Here is a 15,835-nt window from a genome sequence, read left to right as displayed (position 1 = left end):
TTGTCTCCTCCTCGCGGGATGCGCCCGCTCTCCGCGATTCGACGATTGGGTACGCCGTCACCTGGACGGTACGAGACTGACAGCAGCACGAGGAGGGCCGAACGTCCTACGGAAACCTCAACCGGGATTCGAGAACGCCGTCATCAGCGAATGACCGCTGGAAGCCGAGTTCGAATCGTACGTCGCGGACACCGAAGACATAGCGCGAAGCCCGTACGGCCCTCCCATGGGCCGACGAATTCCGCACTATTCTCCGCGACAAGTATCCGCTGGGCTCGCCCAACGCCTACTTCGTCGGTGCGGTGATGAGGGTGTCGAGGGTGTCGAGGGCGCCGGGAACGAGGGAGAAGTACGCCCAGATGCCGCGCTTCTCACAGCGGAGGATCCCTGCGTCGACGAGGACCTTGAGGTGGTGCAACACTGTCGGCTGCGACAGGCCGAGCGGTTCCTGCAGGTCGCACACGCATGCCTCGGCGCCGTCGTGCGCGGCGACCATCGAGATCAGCCGGAGCCGCGCCGGGTCCGCGATCGCCTTGACCGTTCACGGAAAAGGGTCGCCTGCTCACCTCCGCACCTGGCGGTCCTGCCCGGTAGGGGATCGGTCAGCGGACACGCTCAGGTCGCCGTGCTGGCGGCTGGTGTGGGGAAGGTCAGGTTGGCGTGCCGAGCTGGTAGCCGGTGCCGCGGATCGTGGTGATGAGGTCGCGGTCGGTCTTCCGCCGGATGTAGTGCACGTACGTGTCGACGGTGTTCTCCTGCTCGCCGTGTTCGAAGACGGCGGAGAGCAGGTGCTTCCGCGAGAATGCGCGCGCGGGTTCAGCGGCGAGGACCCGGAGCAGGGAGCTTTCCTTCTCGGTGAGGAGGACCCGACCGGTGTACGGCGAGTGGATGCTGTGGTCGTCGGGGTAGAAGGTCCAGCCTCCGATCTCCACGCCGGTTCCGGTGCCGGTGTAGTCGCGGGTGAGTGCCCGGAGTCTGGCGGCGAGTTCGTCGAACTCGAACGGTTTCACGAGGTAGTCGTTCGCTCCGGCGTCGAGACCGGACACGCGGTCGTGGAGTTCGCCGAGTGCGGTGAGCATGAGCACCGGGGTACTGATCCGCCGGCTCCGGATGGCGCTGATGAACTCGGTGCCGTCCATGCCGGGGAGCCGTCGATCGACGACCATGACGTCGAAGTACCGTTCCACTGCCGTGACGAGTGCCTGCTCACCGTCGGACGCGAGGACGACATCCCAGTCGTCGCTGAGTACCTCGGCGACGAGCGGTCCGAGCCTGGGGTCGTCCTCGACGAGGAGCAGCCGTTGTCTCATGGCGATCATCTTCCGCCCGCGCGACGAGTGATGGTCGGCACGGACGTCGCTGCGTGAACCGTCGGGATACGGAGCGCGAAGACGGTACCGTGATCACCAGTGGATTCGACGGTGACGTCACCGCCGGCGCGGACCACGATCTCACGCACCAGGGCAAGCCCGATGCCGTTCCCTGTGCGGGTTCCGGAAGAGTCCGCGCCGTGGCCGGTGCCGTGTGCGAACCGGTCGAACACCCGCGTCGGTTCGATCCCGGAGATGCCGGAGCCGTCGTCCTGCACGCGGACGCACACGCGGTCGTGTTCCGGCGTCGTGGTCACGGTGACGGTGCCGCCCGGTGGGGTGTGGCCGATGGCGTTGTCCGTGAGCGCGACGAGACAGCGGTGCAGCTGTGTCGGCGTCAGGCCCACGCTGGCGCTGTGGTCGATCACGTAGAGACGCACCTGCCGCTCGTCGGCAAGCACGCTCATGTCACGACGCAGCCCTGATAGTCCCACCTCCAGGCGCGCGACACCCGATTCGGAAGGCGTGCCTGCAGCGGCTTCCAGCAGGTCGTTGACGATGTCGATCAGGATCCGCGTGTCGCTGGTGACATCGTCGACGATGACGCGGCGCGGATCGTCGACGGGCGTCTGCATGCGGAGTCGTTGCACGCGGGCATGGAGGACAGCGAGCGGTGTGCGAAGTTCATGGCTGGCATCGGCGACGAACGTCCGCTGCACGCGCAACGCCTCAGTCAGCGGGCGGACCGCGCGACGCGCGATCAACCAGGACGCGATTCCCGCGAAGACGATCGCGAGCCCGCCGACCCCGATGATCGCGACCGTCAGATCGAGCGTGTCCAGGGTGATGTGCACGTCGAACGGACCGGGCTGCTCGCGTTGCTGTCCGGGGGTGAGTTGCCAGAGCACGTACGCGACGACCAGAGCGATGATGCCGACGACCAACGCGGCTGACACTGCCGCGACGCGGACGGCGATGCCAATGACCGAACGCTGAGAGGCGAGTCGATCCGCATCCCGGTCCGGTGCACGACGGAGCGACCAACGTGCAGTGGCATCGATGAGTCGATGCCATGGTGTGCTGCTCATCTGGTCTCTCCGTTCCTGCTATCGACGTCCGGCCGGTTGGCGCTCCATCGAGATCGAGATCGAGATCGGGACCGCCGACGAAAAGCACCGGTCCAGGTTTCGTCACTCAGTGCAAGAAAACGCCCAGGAAGCGGATCCAATCGGGCCATCCGGATTTCTTGGTGAAGTCTTGCAGGCCCTTTCATACCGTCGTTGCACCGACCAGGGCTCGAGGCCCACGGCACGACGAGGAGCACGCCATGACCCAGCTGACCGCCCGGCCCCGCCCACTGCGCAACAAGGTCCCCGACCCCACTCCGTCGTTCTGGATCATCAAGGTCCTCGCCACGACCGTCGGTGAAACCGCAGCCGATCTGCTCAGCGACACCCTCGGGTTCGGTCTCCCGCTGACGACGGCCGTGATGGCCGCAGTGCTCGTCGTGTTCCTGGTGTTGCAGTTCCGGGCGCGGGCCTACCGGCCGGTCACGTACTGGGTCACGGTCGTGCTGATCAGCATTGTCGGGACCTGCATCACGGACAACCTCACCGACGGGCTCGGTGTTCCGCTGGGTGTGAGCACGACCGTGTTCGCGGTCGCTCTCGCCGTGGTGTTCATCGTTTGGTACCGGAGCGAGCGCACGCTCTCGATCCACAAGATCGACACCACCAGGCGGGAAGCGTTTTACTGGCTGGCGATCCTGTTCACCTTCGCTCTCGGCACCGCAGCCGGTGACCTCATCGCCGAGCAGACCGGCCTCGGCTACCTGCCGTCCCTGCTGCTGTTCGCGGCAGCGATCGCGACAGTCACTGCCGTCTGGTTCATCGGCCGTCGCGGTGCCGTCACCTGCTTCTGGATCGCGTACATCCTCACCCGCCCGCTCGGCGCCTCGACCGGGGACCTGCTCTCCCAGCCGACGCACGACGGCGGACTCGGCATCGGGACCATCACCACCAGCATCGTCTTCCTCGCCGTCATCGCAGCGCTCATCGCATGGATCTCCGTCGGCCGCCACGAACGCGTGCGCACCGACGCCCACGAGCAGCTCTCGTCGTGATCGCCTGGTCCCGCTGACCGAGACCCCTTCGCCCGCACCCAGCCGGAAAGGCACTGATGTCCACCGTCCCGCTCGCCGTCCACCTGTTCGACGCCGGATCCGTCCTGCACGCGTTCGGCCCCTATGTCCTTGCGGGGATCGCGGTCCTGATCTTCATCGAGTCCGGGGTGCTGTTCCCGTTCCTCCCCGGTGATTCGCTCCTGGTCACCGCAGCGATCACCAGCGCCGCGCTGGGCATCGCACCATGGCAGGTCGCGGTCGTCGCGTCGATCGCTGCCGTCGCCGGCGACCAGGTCGGCTACTGGATCGGTCGACGCTTCGGCCGCCGACTCTTCCGTGACGGTGCACGGGTCCTCACGACCGCTCGGCTGGACGAGGCCGAAGCGTTCTTCACCAGGTGGGGTGGCCTGTCCCTGGTACTCGGCCGGTTCGTGCCGGTGGTCCGGACCTACGTCCCGCTCGCCGCGGGAACAGCCGACATGCACTACCGGAGGTTCATCCTGTGGAACATCGTCGGTGCGGTCGGTTGGGCGTGCGGACTCACCGCGGTCGGCGTGCTGCTCGGCGGGATCCCGTTCGTCGCGCACAACATCGACGTCCTCATGATCGTCATCGTCATCGTCTCGATCCTGCCCATCCTGATCGGGGTGGTCCGCAAGCGGCGGACCAGCCGAACGAACCAGAACAAACAGCCCATCAGCAGCGACCGCTGAGCAAGACCAGCATCCCATCGCCGGCGAACCAGATCACGGATCCGATCACCAGGGTCATCAGCGCGGTCGGCGACGCATGGCGTTCGACGGATGACACCGTGCCGGCCGTACAGTGCACCTGATGATTGAGCAGCAGGCGTGACCGCGGACGCCCTGGTGCGCACCCTGCTCGGTGTGCTCGCTCTCGTCGCGGTGGCGACGGTCGTTCTGCTTGCTGCTCGCGCATCAGCGCCGTGGGCTCCGGCGGCGGCGATCGTGCGCGGCGCCCTGCAGCTCGCGGCCATCAGCCTCGTGCTCACCGGTGTCATCAGATCGCCGGTGCTGATCGGCTTCGCGCTCGGAGTGATGTTCCTCGTCGCGTCCTGCACGTCGGCTCGGCGGCTCGGGGACCTCCGGACGATGGTGCTGCCGGTCGCCGGGGCGATGGCAGCCGGAATCCTGGTCAGCGCGGTCGTCGTCTTCGGGAGCGGAGCGATCGCGCTCTCACCCCGTTACGCCCTCGCGGTCGGCGGCATCGTCATCGGGAACGCGATGTCGATCGCGACCATAGCCGGCCGTCGCTTCCGCGAGCTCGTCGACGATCGCTGGGACGAGGTCGAGGGGTGGCTCGCGCTCGGAGCGACACCGCGCCGCGCCACCGCGGACTTGGTACGTCGCGCCGTGAGCGCCGCTCTGATACCGACAGTCGACCAGACGAAGACGACCGGACTCGTCACCCTCCCTGGCGCGTTCGTGGGCGCCGTGTTCGGTGGCGTCTCTCCCCTCGAAGCCGGGCGCTTCCAGATCGTCGTCCTCGCGGCGATCATGGCGACGGGAAGCATCACCGCCGTCCTCGTGACGCGCTGGCTCGGCCCGGTGCAGACCCGGCCGGACGTCGTAGCGATCCGCTGACGCCCGGCCTTGGCGATGATCGTGCAGGACCGTCCGGGACGTTCTGGGCTCGCCCGTCAGCTACCGGAGCCGTCTGTGTCTGTGTGACGTCATCTGAAGGGACGGCGGACGCCTCGCAGTGTCCCCGGGCAGTGCGCTGTGGATGATGCTTCGGTGCGGAGTGCACCGCCGCTAGTGGGGGCGCAGCAATCCCGTGAGCGGCGCTGGTCGGCGGAACAGGAAAGGCAGACCGATCAGGAGCCCGGCTGCGCGGTCGATGGTCGTGGGTCAGTCCCGATGAGGCGCAGGTCGACCATGCGTCAGCCATTCTCCCGATGAGGATCCGCGCCGTCACCAGGAGTGCCGCTGTTCGCAGAAGCAAGTCAGCGGCAGCAGAGTCGGGACAGGGCGCATCTGGGTGGTTCCTTGGAGCGGCGACGCGAGGCTGCTGTTCGGAGGTCACGAACATGACTGTTGGATTGCTGGTAGGTGCCAGTGCTGTCGCTGCGCTGATTGTGGCGACGGCGGCAGCTGCCGCGTTGCTCGCCGTAGCGACTGAAGCGGATCAAGAGCGGTTGTCCGATGCGGGGTGACCGCGCACTGTGGCAGCTCGGATCGGCGTTCACTGCAGCGGTGATCGTAGTGTTCATCGGGCTCACGTTGACCGCCGTTCCGGGTGTCGGAGCTGCTGAGACCGGCTTCGACCAGCTGCTGCGTGAACACCTGACGCCGACCGCGCTGCTCATCGCGTCCGGTATCGGCGTGCTCCTCGAGCCCGCGGGCGGTCTTGCGATCCTCGTGACCATCGGAGCGGTCGTCTGGTGGCGGTCCGATCGTGTCGCCGCGATGCAGTTCGTGGCGATCGCTGGGGTGTCGTGGGTGTCGGTCGAGCCGGTCAAGTTGCTGGTGCAGCGGCCTCGCCCAGTGCTCGCCGGCGTGCACCACGCGGTGGAGAGCTGGTCGTACCCGTCCGGGCACGTCGCGCTGGTCACTGCTCTGGTGCTCGGACTCGTCGCCGTGACGCACGGCAAGGCTCGAGTGCAGGTCGCCGCGGTCGGGACCGTTGTCGTGGTCGTGGTCGCGACCTCCCGACTTGCACTCGGCGTGCACTACCCGACTGACGTCTTGGCCGCGATCGTGTGGACGTCCGCAGTCTGGGCCGTCGTGCGTCACATCGCGCTGACACAGATCGGGGCGGGTCGAGCAGGGTCACGTCGCGGCCCCACCGCTGTTGCCGGTCTCCGGCCTCGATCACTCGTGGGGAAGGCGCGAGACCGATGACCGCTGTCGCGGAGCGGAGTGTCGTACCGGTGCGCAGCACACGCGCCCGGCCGGTACGGCTGTGGGTGGTCCCCACCCTGGTCGGTGTCGGAACCACGTCCGTGGCGGCGGCGTTCAGCTGGGTGCCGTCGGTTTGGTACGACGAGGCCGCGACGGTCGTGTCCGCCACCCGCCCCTGGGCGGCGCTGGCACGCGAGGTGCAACACGTCGACGTCGTCCACGCGACGTACTACGCCGTGATGCACTGCTGGTTCGCGCTCGTCGGGTACACGCCGTTCACCCTGCGTCTGCCCTCCGCGTTCGCGATCGGTGTCGCCGCGGCACTGCTCGTGGTCCTCGGACGCACACTCGCCAGCCCGAGGACCGGTCTCATCGCCGGAGTCCTTTTCGCGCTCTTCCCACGGGTGACGTGGATGGGGTCGGAAGGGCGGTCGTTCGCCATCGACACCGCCCTCGCAGTCGGAGCGACGATCCTCTTCGTCGCCGCCCGTGATCGCACCCGACAGGGAGCCCGGTCGTGGCCGTGGTGGGTGGTGTACACGGCGATCTCGATCCTCAGCGGCGCGGTGTTCCTCTACTTGGCGCTGGTCACGGTCGGTCACGGTGTGACGGCGGGGATCCCGTTGCTGCGGCGCTCTGGCCGTGATCGAGACAGCCGGAAGGTGCTCCTCAGCTGGGTCGCCGCAACTGCCCTGTCGGCGTGCGCACTGCTGCCGCTCGCCACGGCATCCGCGGGCCAGGATCGTCAGATCGCCTGGATCAATCCAATAAGCGCGCACACGATCCAAGAGGTGCTGATGACGCAGTGGTTCACCAAGAACCCGGGCTTTGCGGTCTTCGGATGCGCCCTCGCTGTGGCCGGCGTCGTGCTGATGCGCCGGAACGACACTGGCCGGCGGCTCCTCGTGGTCGCGCTGCCTTGGGCGCTCGTTCCCACCGTCGGCCTGATCGCCGCGTCGTTGGTGACGAACCCGCTGTACTCCCCGCGGTACGCAGCGTTTACCGCACCCGCGGTGGCGCTCTGCATGGGTGCTGCACTCACCGCCGTGCCGACTCAGTACGCCCGACGCGCCATCGCGACGGCGACCATCGTCGCCGCGGTGCTCACGGCGCCAACGTGGGTGCAACAGCGCACAGTCGCAGCGAAGGATGACGCCGCCTGGAACGAAGCCGCCGCCGTCATCGCCGCGCACCGAACTCAGGAGCCCGCTGGGCAGGAAGACGCCGTGGTCTTCGGACCCCTTGAGCGGCATCCGTTGACCACCTCGAGGATCATCGCGGAGACGTACCCGGCAGCGTTCTCCGGACTGCGCGATCCGCTCCTGGTGGTCCCGGCAAGTAAGTCAGCTGGCCTGTGGGAAACGCAACGACCGCTGCCGAATATCAGCAACGAGGTCGGTGCAGCAAAGGTGGTGTGGCTGCTCACCGCCGTCAAACCCGATGTCCGCACCATCGTGACGCAGGCACTCGCCCATGCCGGCTACCAGCAGCGTCACACGTGGCAGCGCACCCGCACCTGGATTGTGCAGTACCAGCGATGACACCATCACCCCCGCAAACCCCGAGACCGCACAGCACTCAAAGCCGCGACAAAAGCACCGAACGCGATGCTCAACCGTCGGAGCAGCCTCCGGTTGACCCCAGAACCCTCCGCTACGCCTACGCATCCGACGGAACCGGCCCATGGCTGTACGCACCCGACGGGACCGGCCCGTGGACCGTGTCCACTCACAATCCAGACACGTTCACGCTCGAACAGCCGAGAATGACCAACTGGGTACGCGGACTTCTCGGCGGTTCCTGGAAGCCATGGATGCGATGGCAGATCGTTGTGGCTCTCGTCGCCACCTTCCTGGGGTTCGTCATTGTCGGCACAGCGGCCGGCTTCGGGGTCGGCATCATCCTCAACCATTGCGGTTCCCGGTGAAGCCGGGTGTCTCATCGTCCCTTGTGGCGAACGGGATGATCTCGGGCACTTCACCGTCCCCTTGTCACCCCGCGGCGGAAGAGCAAGGAGCACCATGAGCGAGACCCTGGTCATCATCCCGACCTACGACGAGGCGGAGAACGTCCGTCCCATCGTCGAGCGCACGCTCGCCGCCACCGACGAGAACGTCCACGTGCTGGTCGTCGACGACAACTCACCGGACGGCACCGGTGACATCGCCGATGCCATCGCCCGTGAGACCGACCGCGTGCACGTCATGCACCGCACGGTGAAAGACGGTCTCGGCGGCGCGTACCTGTCCGGGTTCGCGTGGGGCCTCGAGCACGGCTATGCCAAGCTCGTCGAGATGGACGCCGACGGCTCGCACCACCCCGAGTACCTGCCGTGGATGCTCGAGCTCGCGGACACGAACGACCTCGTGCTCGGGTCCCGCTGGATCAAGGGCGGCAAGGTCGAGAACTGGCCCTGGTACCGCGAACTGCTCTCCCGTGGCGGCAACCTCTACACGCGCCTGGCCCTCGGCATCGCCGTCCGCGACGCCACCGGCGGGTTCCGGGTCTTCACCTCGCGGGCGTTCGAGCGGATCGACCTGGCGGGTGTGGCGTCGAAGGGGTACTGCTTCCAGGTGGACCTGTGCTGGCGTGCCCTCGAGGCGGGTCTGCGCGTCGTCGAGACCCCGATCACGTTCACCGAGCGGGAGTTCGGTGTCTCGAAGATGAGCGGCAACATCGTGCGCGAGAGCCTGGCCCTCGTGACGAAGTGGGGCATCGACCGCCGCATCCGCGAGACCCGTTCCCTGGTCAAGGACCACCGGAAGCTGCCGTCCGTCCGCACCAACGCGCATACGAAACCCGCTCAAAACAACTGACGTTCCATCGATGGCGCACGCTCATCTCAGTCCTTGATCGCTGACCGACCACGCGCTTTGGATCGGCGTCGCGCGCTCGACAGCAACCTCTCGGCGTCCACCTTGCAGGAGATTGCAAAAGCGGGCGACCCTGAGTAAGTGCCGACAGCTTCAAGCGGTAGTCCCCGCAGCCATGGGTGACTGAAGGATGATGCTTGTGTCCTCGAATCAAACGCAGCCGCAAGCGTTGAAAGGTACGGCAACATGGTGACCTCAGGACTTGAAGCCGCCATCTCCGGTGAGCTGGCGCCCTACGGGGCGACGTTCACGCCGGCCGCCGCGCAGGTGCGTATCCCGGCAGTGCTTTCATCCCTCTTCGGGTCGATCGATGGGCATCCGCTGAGGTTCGACTTTCACGGCCCGGAGCGTGTCGCAGGTGACGCTTACGTTGTGTTGATATTCGACCTGCGCACGAAGAACGAGATCGGAAACGCGTCCAGCTCGGTGGACTTCGCGCAAGCTCTTGGGCACGTCGACTGGCCCAACGCGCTCGGGGCGCTCACGCACTGACCGCTATCGCTTCTAGCTGCCCTGTCCCTTGGGTCGGCCGACTGGACACGGCGCGGCGGAAGGGTAGCCCTTAAGTTCAAGCTGACATCGACTGATGTATCGGCGGGCGGCGTTGTGCCGGAGCTAGTCTGACGAAGCGACAGCGGCCTAGGGCTGCGACTGCGCCCGTTGGGGGAATCGGCTATCGATACGGGCGCACTGGGTGGTAGCTGCCGAGGTCTACCTGTGAGCAGCTTCGTTCGGTGTCGTCGTTCTCGCACCAATCCGTGTCGTGATCACGTCCGGTAGCCGATCCATCAACGGGCGGCGGACCTGCCGGCATCCCACGGCCGACAGGTCCTTCTCTACTAAGCGCGCTCGACAGGGAGCCAGAGCTCGCAGGTGGCCGTGCTGAAGTCGCCGGCGCGGTCGAGTACCGCGACGATGGACGGTCCAGGCCGAAGCCGCCAGGGGTTCGACGGGAACCACCCGGTCGCGGTCGCGGCCCATGCCTCTTGCAGCGCAGCCGGATACTCGCCCTCGGTGTGGAACACGGCCCACGTGCCGGCCGGAACCTCGATCGTGTCGAGATCTCCGATCATCGGCGCCTTCCCCGTGACGGCTACTCCGTGCAGGTAGGTCAGTTCGCTCCCCTCGGTGTAGTCCGGGTCGACGTCGGCGCTGACCTGAAGCAGGCCGGCCGGTTCGGTGTCGCTCAGGGCTTTGAGGCGTGCGTGTTCTGCTGCCGGAAGTGAGGCGATGTGGGCTTGGATCTGCTGGTTGATGCCCTCGTGGATGAGGGGCACGCGGATGGCGTGGCCGATGAGGTGAAACGCCGGTCGATCGGTGATGCGGGTGTCCATGGTGATGTTCCCTTCTACGGTCAGGCGGAACCTGAGCTGCGGTTGCGTTCGAAGGGGGCCGCCATTTCGCTTGACGCTGCCGACGCTGACACCGTGCACTGATCGGAACGCTCGACCGAATGCCTCGGTGGAGCCGTAGCCGTACCGCACCGCGATGCTCAACAGGTTTCCGTCTCCGAGGACATCCGCTGCCGCGACTGACATTCGGCGACGCCGGATGTACTCCGACAGGGGCATCCCAGCGAGTGACGAGAACATTCGACGGAGGTGGTACTCCGTCGTGCCGAGTTCCCTCGCCAAGGATGCAACGTCGAGGTTGTCGTTCAGGCGACCTTCGATCAGTTCGACCAGTCTGTTGAGCTCCGCGATCATGCCGCCTCCTTCGACACCCACACTTCCGGGTCATAACGGTCGGCACCCTACTATCGCGGTCCGATCGGATCGCCTCTGTGCTCCGGAACGTGCCCGTTAGCCGGTCGATGACCGGACGGGCGCTGCCATGGCCCCGCCTGTGCTCAGCATTGCGGCCGCCCGACGCCCCGAAACAGGGGTATTGAGCGCCTGTCGCGTCTCTTAGGCTTGCACGGTTCCCTCTGTGAAAGGCTCCTGTGCACGACGACGATGCCCCACCTGCTGCGCCTGCTGGCTGGTACCCCTCAGTGGTCGCTGGCCGCGAACGTTACTGGGACGGCTCGGAGTGGATCGTCGAGCGCGCCATTCGGGAGGACGTCGAGACGATCGGCGCCGAGGTGTCTTCCATGGCAGAAGCAACGGTGGCCGCACCGCGCGAGTACCCAGCCCAGGCGGAGCCGGCCGCGGTGGCATCCCCTGATCCTGGTGCGACGACAGCGGCGAACAACAACGTTCGCCGTGTCGGCTGGCACGAGCACGGGTGGAAGCGAAACACGTGGCGGTACTGGACCGGCCGTACCTGGTTGAACGAGGGTGACGGCGGGTTCGAGGCCATCGAGCAGCCCCGCCCGGTGAGGAAGTCCCGTCAGATCCTTCCCGTGGGCTGGTGGTTCACCATCATTGCCATACCCACCCTCGCCCTCATCGTCACAATGGTCGCCGTGAGCGTCGACTCTCACAACACGGAGCCCCGCACCGCCTCCGAACCGGACGACGACACGGCTCTGGTGGAGGCCGCCCCGGACCTGCCGGCCGGGTTCAAGGACGCCGGGTCCGGCATCGCGCTGAAGTGGCTCAGCCGAGGCGACGACGGCTTCGAGGGTGGCTGCGAGTACTCGTTCGGCTCCTGCTTCAAGGCGAAGGTCTACGCGTACGACGCTTGCCCGTCAGGCGTCTATGTTGGCGTCAACGGCCTAGACAGTGCAGGCACGGTCGTCGCGTCGTCGAACGACACCCTCTACGCCCTCGGTGAGGGCGAGACGGGTGCGCTCGAGTTCACGTTCACCCGCAGCGGCGTCTCGAGGGCGAAGTTCACCCAGGCGACCTGCCGCTAAACCTGACCGGGCCGGCCGAGCCGAGGGCGCCGTGTAGCGCGAGCAGCCTTCCCCTTGCGTGACTGCGCACGACTCGCAGCCGACCGCTCACCGATTGGCTGACGGACGCTTTCGTTAGATTCGAAACATGCGGGCGACCAGAGCCGAGCGGCGGCTGCGCAACTTCCAGACCCTGCTTCTCGTCGGCGCTCTTCTGGCAGCGCTCCTCGCAGCGGTGGCACTCGTGCTCGTCGGCGCCCCGCAAACGATCGCCATAGCAATCGGCCTCGTGGTGTACCTCACCAGCTGGAGAGCGGTTCTCCGAGCTATCCGCCGTCGCAGAGATGCGCCAGAGGACACCGACGTCCGGTAGCCGATCCGTCAGCGAGACAGGTTGCTACGCCAGCGGTGGCCGGAGTGTGGCTGCTTGGGCCGCGGCGAGACCTTGCTCGGCTGAGGCGAGAAGAGCGGTGTCGTGTCCGCGTCGGAGCTCGACCGCTTGACGGAAGTCCTCGATTGCTCGGTCCGTGCGGCCGGCGGCGGGCAACGCCTTCGCTCGGTGTTGCCGCATGACGGCCTCCCGGGCTGTTCCGGCGCACTCCGCGACGAGTCGGTCATACTCCCGGACCGCGCTGAGGTGATCCCCCAGATCACGTTTGCAGTCTGCGACCAGTGCTCTCACGCGCATGCTCTCTGGGAGTCGTTCGAGGCGCTCGAGGGCGTTCTGTGCGTGACCGGTCCACAACAGTTCAATGACTGCAACCAGCGGGTCACCTGCCATGCCGTCACGGAACTTCGCGAGATCGGTGATCGCTGGCCGAAGGTCAGCGCCCCGAATGACCCAGCCAGGCCCGCCCTCGACGTCACTCGTCATTGCAACACCGTAGAACGGATTGCTCGTGATCCCTTATCCGCGCGCCAAGACGACCCCGGCCCGCCCGGTAGCCGATCGGTCGCCGAGACCTTCACCATCAACCCTTGGATTAGCCGAGGCAGACATGCAAGGAGCGAAGAGGACCAACGTCACTCGACGTTGGTCCTCTTCCTTCGTCGCGGACCTCGCTAGAACAGCGAGTTCAGCTCGCCGTAGTCGACGGCCGGCGTCAAGGACCCGTATGTGCCGGCAGTCAGCAGTTCCATAGCGGCCGATCGAGCAATCTCGTACGCGGCCTGCGCCATGCCCGAACCGACGCTCACGCGGGCCACTCCGAGTTCTGAGAGCTGCGCGGCAGTCAGGGAGCCGGGGCCGACCATCACGTTCAGCGGGCCGTCGATTGCCTCAGCCAGCGCTCTGATCGTGTCGGCATCGCCAACTCCGGGTACGAAGACACCATCTGCTCCTGCTTCGAGGTACCGGTGTGCCCGATGGAGGGTCTCAGCGAAGCGCTGCTCCGGCGAGACCAGGCCGGCGAGGTACACGTCCGTCCGCGCGTTGATGAACATCGGTACCCCAGCACGACCCGCTGCACGTCGAGCCGCGCCGATACGGTCCATGAGCTCAGCTGCGGGCAGTGCGCCGTCTTCGATGTTGATGCCGACTGCACCGGCTTCGAGAACTGCGTCGACCGTGTGTTCCACCCCGTCTGCGTCGTCGGCGTAGCCGGCCTCGATGTCAGCGGTGACCGGCACAGTCACCGCGCCAGCGATCCGAGAGACTGCCGCGACGGCCTCCTCGCGCCCGAGCGCGTTACCGTCCGCATGACCGAGCGACCATGCGACACCTGCGCTGGTGGTAGCGATGGCTGGCGCACCCGCACTCTCGACGAGTCGGGCGCTTGCTACGTCCCAGGCGTTGGCGAGAAGGAGCGGCTGTGCGAAGTCCTGGTGGAGCGTGTGGAAGGCGGCGGCCTGCGTGGTTCTGTTGTTCACCTGCTCAGTTCAGCCGAGCCGCGCTTCAGTTTCTGGCGGATATCGGACGACGCGGTCAGCGTTACAGCGATTTCGATAGCCGGTCGATTACCGGACGCATTCGGCACGCAGCTCCTCGCCCTCTCGGCCATGATTCGCCCTAATCGGTCTGGCAGGCTGAAGGCGTGAGGGGTGGGATGCGGGAGCGAGTGATCGTTTGGGCCCTGCCGGGCGCTGCTCTCGTGCTCTTGGCTGCGTGTGCTCTCTTATGTGTGGTCGTGTACCTGCACTTTGCCCGAATGGACGCCGCGTTCCCGGCAGACGGCCGAGGGGTGCCTCGAGCCCGAGCCCCGGAAGTCGTGGGTGCCACTGAGTTTCTGCGCCTCACGTGGATCACCTCGCTCCCGGTCGCCGTCGCGGCCACGCTCCTGGCCTCCGCGGCTCAGGACCGGTTCTACACCGAAGGGGCTGCTCGCACGTTCGCTCAGATCGCCACTCTCATCGGGGTCGCCGGGTGTATCGGGGGCGTGGTTCTCGCCGTACTCGGATTCCTCTGGATCCTCACGACGTAGCGGGGCACCTCCGGCCCTGCACATCGTTCAGTTGACGATCGGCTATCGAGGCGCGTCGTCAGCGCAGACGGATGAGCCCTGCGTGGGTGGGAGCAAAGCCGCAAGCCTTCTCGTAGAACGGCACCATGTCCTCGCCGTAGTCGACGAACAACCACTCGCAGCCGGCAGAGCGGACAGCTTCCACGGCATACCTGACGACAGCAGTGCCGAGGCCCTGATGCTGATGTGCGGGATGCGTCTTCGTGTCGATGAGGAACGCGTGGTCCGCGCCAGCCCAAGCGACGTTCACGAAGCCGACAAGGGCTCCCTGCGAGTCTCTGCCCGCAACCCATCCGAGGGAGTGTCGGCTCACCCGATCCCACCAGCCGATCTCAGGCGAACCTCCGTGTGCCGCGGTGAGGTCCGCAAGCTCTTCGTCACTGATGGCTGAACGCCACGTTAGCGCCACGTCGTTGTGCTGCATCGTCCCAAGTTCCCACGAGGTGCGTCATCAGTAAAGCGCCCGATAGCCGGTGGCTGACCGAGCACCTCACTGCGGTGCCGGACCGACCTTCACATCCATTTCCGACCACTCGCCGTCGGGGTCGTCCACAGGAGCGAGCCCGTGCATCAAGATGTCGAGGCACCGCCGCGCCTCGGTGATGAACTGTGGAAGCATGGTCCCCACGTCATAGGTTCGGCCCTCCCAGGTCAGCTGAACTTGCATCGTCGGGCGCAGGAACACCTGGCCCGCCATCTCGACAGTCGCACCGGCATGCAACGTCCCGAGCACGACGCCATCGGCGAACTTCACATCCGTCCTCATCTCGATGCGTGGTGTCGCCACAACGTCCGCGTTTTCGTACTTGAAGATTGCTCCGTCGAGGGCAAGCCCGTTCATGTCCGCTGAGACGGTCAGGAAGTCCTTGTGCTTGTCCTGAATGTCAAGATCGTGAATCATTCTCAGCACCGATGGCATGCCGGGCGGCACGTAGTTGAACGGTTGCATGATGTGGAGTCGGTGCTGGAACTCCGGATCAAGTTCGCCCACCCATGACTTCAGCGCGTCGTTCCACTGCTTCGGTTCGGTGCAAATCGGGAAGTAGATCGCCTTGGGCTTCGTGGGCTGGGCGTCGTTGAAATGTGCCATGCCCCATGCGAGGGCGTCAAAAGCGCTCCGGAAGTTGTGCAGGGCGTCCCCGAGCATTAGCGACCACTCGTGTTTGGGGATACCGCGGGGGACGCGCGCTACGAAATCGAGCCCCTGACGGTCCTCGCGCAGGACGGCTTCTACCGTCACCGGAGCACTCGCCGACCACTCCACGAAACTGGCCTCAAGCGCCTTCGCGTGGGTGTTCCCCCGGGCCCACTTGAGATCGGGCCAGGTTGAGAAGTTGGTACCACCGACGAGGTGGATCTGTTGCGGCGGCAGGGTTGATTCATCGGGCTCGGGATCGGTCACGGTTCAATGTTGGTGGGTCGGTGCGA

General features: G+C 66.3%; 15 protein-coding genes and 1 pseudogene. 8 read left to right on the top strand and 8 right to left on the bottom strand.

The window, feature by feature from the left end:
• Window positions 1–286: 286 nt before the first annotated feature.
• The 3 genes and pseudogenes from ITJ60_RS08875 to ITJ60_RS08865 form a co-directional block, all read right to left on the bottom strand.
• Window positions 287–538 (bottom strand): annotated as a pseudogene (locus ITJ60_RS08875) (ArsR/SmtB family transcription factor); the annotation flags it as partial.
• A gap of 112 nt (window positions 539–650) precedes the next feature.
• On the bottom strand, window positions 651–1,310 hold the full coding sequence (locus ITJ60_RS08870) for a response regulator transcription factor (protein ID WP_323749130.1): 660 nt from the start codon (window positions 1,308–1,310) through the stop codon (window positions 651–653).
• Between the two features lie 5 nt (window positions 1,311–1,315).
• Complete coding sequence (locus ITJ60_RS08865; protein WP_194647683.1) at window positions 1,316–2,398, bottom strand: sensor histidine kinase; 1,083 nt, start codon at window positions 2,396–2,398, stop codon at window positions 1,316–1,318.
• A 239-nt stretch (window positions 2,399–2,637) separates the two neighbouring features.
• Between ITJ60_RS08865 and ITJ60_RS08860 the strand changes: the two genes are divergently transcribed.
• The 7 genes from ITJ60_RS08860 to ITJ60_RS08830 all read left to right on the top strand — a co-directional run bounded on the left by ITJ60_RS08860 (window position 2,638) and on the right by ITJ60_RS08830 (window position 9,661).
• On the top strand, window positions 2,638–3,432 hold the full coding sequence (locus tag ITJ60_RS08860) for a hypothetical protein (RefSeq protein ID WP_221180579.1): 795 nt from the start codon (window positions 2,638–2,640) through the stop codon (window positions 3,430–3,432).
• Window positions 3,433–3,488: 56 nt separating this feature from the next.
• Window positions 3,489–4,145 carry a DedA family protein gene (locus tag ITJ60_RS08855; RefSeq protein WP_123314105.1) on the top strand — a complete coding sequence of 219 codons (657 nt, stop codon included), beginning with the start codon at window positions 3,489–3,491 and terminating at the stop codon, window positions 4,143–4,145.
• Between the two features lie 138 nt (window positions 4,146–4,283).
• On the top strand, window positions 4,284–5,036 hold the full coding sequence (locus tag ITJ60_RS08850; protein WP_123314040.1) for an ABC transporter permease: 753 nt from the start codon (window positions 4,284–4,286) through the stop codon (window positions 5,034–5,036).
• A gap of 612 nt (window positions 5,037–5,648) precedes the next feature.
• Entirely contained in the window at window positions 5,649–6,296 is a 648-nt protein-coding gene (locus ITJ60_RS08845) for a phosphatase PAP2 family protein (RefSeq protein ID WP_194647681.1), read from the top strand.
• Complete coding sequence (locus tag ITJ60_RS08840) at window positions 6,293–7,837, top strand: glycosyltransferase family 39 protein (RefSeq protein ID WP_194647680.1); 1,545 nt, start codon at window positions 6,293–6,295, stop codon at window positions 7,835–7,837. Before ITJ60_RS08845 ends, ITJ60_RS08840 begins: the two co-directional genes overlap by 4 nt.
• Window positions 7,838–8,317: 480 nt before the next feature.
• Window positions 8,318–9,112 carry a polyprenol monophosphomannose synthase gene (locus ITJ60_RS08835; protein ID WP_194647679.1) on the top strand — a complete coding sequence of 265 codons (795 nt, stop codon included), beginning with the start codon at window positions 8,318–8,320 and terminating at the stop codon, window positions 9,110–9,112.
• A gap of 243 nt (window positions 9,113–9,355) precedes the next feature.
• On the top strand, window positions 9,356–9,661 hold the full coding sequence (locus ITJ60_RS08830; RefSeq protein ID WP_123314036.1) for a hypothetical protein: 306 nt from the start codon (window positions 9,356–9,358) through the stop codon (window positions 9,659–9,661).
• Window positions 9,662–10,008: 347 nt separating this feature from the next.
• Here ITJ60_RS08830 and ITJ60_RS08825 read toward each other — a convergent pair whose 3' ends face one another.
• Entirely contained in the window at window positions 10,009–10,875 is an 867-nt protein-coding gene (locus tag ITJ60_RS08825) for an AraC family transcriptional regulator (RefSeq protein WP_194647678.1), read from the bottom strand.
• Between the two features lie 236 nt (window positions 10,876–11,111).
• Between ITJ60_RS08825 and ITJ60_RS08820 the strand changes: the two genes are divergently transcribed.
• Window positions 11,112–11,969, top strand: a complete 858-nt coding sequence (locus ITJ60_RS08820; protein WP_194647677.1) for a DUF2510 domain-containing protein — start codon at window positions 11,112–11,114, stop codon at window positions 11,967–11,969.
• 376 nt (window positions 11,970–12,345) lie between these two features.
• Here the strand turns inward: ITJ60_RS08820 and ITJ60_RS08815 are convergent, their stop codons facing one another.
• The 4 genes from ITJ60_RS08815 to ITJ60_RS08800 form a co-directional block, all read right to left on the bottom strand.
• A complete protein-coding gene (locus ITJ60_RS08815) occupies window positions 12,346–12,822 on the bottom strand; it encodes a hypothetical protein (RefSeq protein ID WP_194647676.1) in 477 nt (158 codons plus the stop codon).
• Between the two features lie 188 nt (window positions 12,823–13,010).
• A complete protein-coding gene (locus tag ITJ60_RS08810) occupies window positions 13,011–13,817 on the bottom strand; it encodes an isocitrate lyase/PEP mutase family protein (protein WP_194647675.1) in 807 nt (268 codons plus the stop codon).
• Window positions 13,818–14,426: 609 nt separating this feature from the next.
• Window positions 14,427–14,831, bottom strand: a complete 405-nt coding sequence (locus ITJ60_RS08805; protein WP_194647674.1) for a GNAT family N-acetyltransferase — start codon at window positions 14,829–14,831, stop codon at window positions 14,427–14,429.
• 66 nt (window positions 14,832–14,897) lie between these two features.
• On the bottom strand, window positions 14,898–15,809 hold the full coding sequence (locus ITJ60_RS08800; protein WP_194647673.1) for a hypothetical protein: 912 nt from the start codon (window positions 15,807–15,809) through the stop codon (window positions 14,898–14,900).
• Window positions 15,810–15,835: the final 26 nt, after the last annotated feature.

The sequence above is a fragment of the Curtobacterium sp. VKM Ac-2884 genome (genome assembly GCF_015350945.1).
In the GTDB taxonomy this organism is placed as follows: domain Bacteria; phylum Actinomycetota; class Actinomycetes; order Actinomycetales; family Microbacteriaceae; genus Curtobacterium.
This window is presented reverse-complemented; position numbering and strand designations above follow the sequence as displayed.

Coding starts and splice junctions, on each gene's coding strand:
- ITJ60_RS08825 (WP_194647678.1), bottom strand. CDS start 10,875: ATGATCGCGGAGCTCAACAGACTGGTCGAACTGATCGAAGGTCGCCTG.
- ITJ60_RS08860 (WP_221180579.1), top strand. CDS start 2,638: ATGACCCAGCTGACCGCCCGGCCCCGCCCACTGCGCAACAAGGTCCCC.
- ITJ60_RS08835 (WP_194647679.1), top strand. CDS start 8,318: ATGAGCGAGACCCTGGTCATCATCCCGACCTACGACGAGGCGGAGAAC.
- ITJ60_RS08870 (WP_323749130.1), bottom strand. CDS start 1,310: ATGAGACAACGGCTGCTCCTCGTCGAGGACGACCCCAGGCTCGGACCG.
- ITJ60_RS08830 (WP_123314036.1), top strand. CDS start 9,356: ATGGTGACCTCAGGACTTGAAGCCGCCATCTCCGGTGAGCTGGCGCCC.
- ITJ60_RS08865 (WP_194647683.1), bottom strand. CDS start 2,398: ATGAGCAGCACACCATGGCATCGACTCATCGATGCCACTGCACGTTGG.
- ITJ60_RS08805 (WP_194647674.1), bottom strand. CDS start 14,831: ATGCAGCACAACGACGTGGCGCTAACGTGGCGTTCAGCCATCAGTGAC.
- ITJ60_RS08840 (WP_194647680.1), top strand. CDS start 6,293: ATGACCGCTGTCGCGGAGCGGAGTGTCGTACCGGTGCGCAGCACACGC.
- ITJ60_RS08815 (WP_194647676.1), bottom strand. CDS start 12,822: ATGACGAGTGACGTCGAGGGCGGGCCTGGCTGGGTCATTCGGGGCGCT.
- ITJ60_RS08855 (WP_123314105.1), top strand. CDS start 3,489: ATGTCCACCGTCCCGCTCGCCGTCCACCTGTTCGACGCCGGATCCGTC.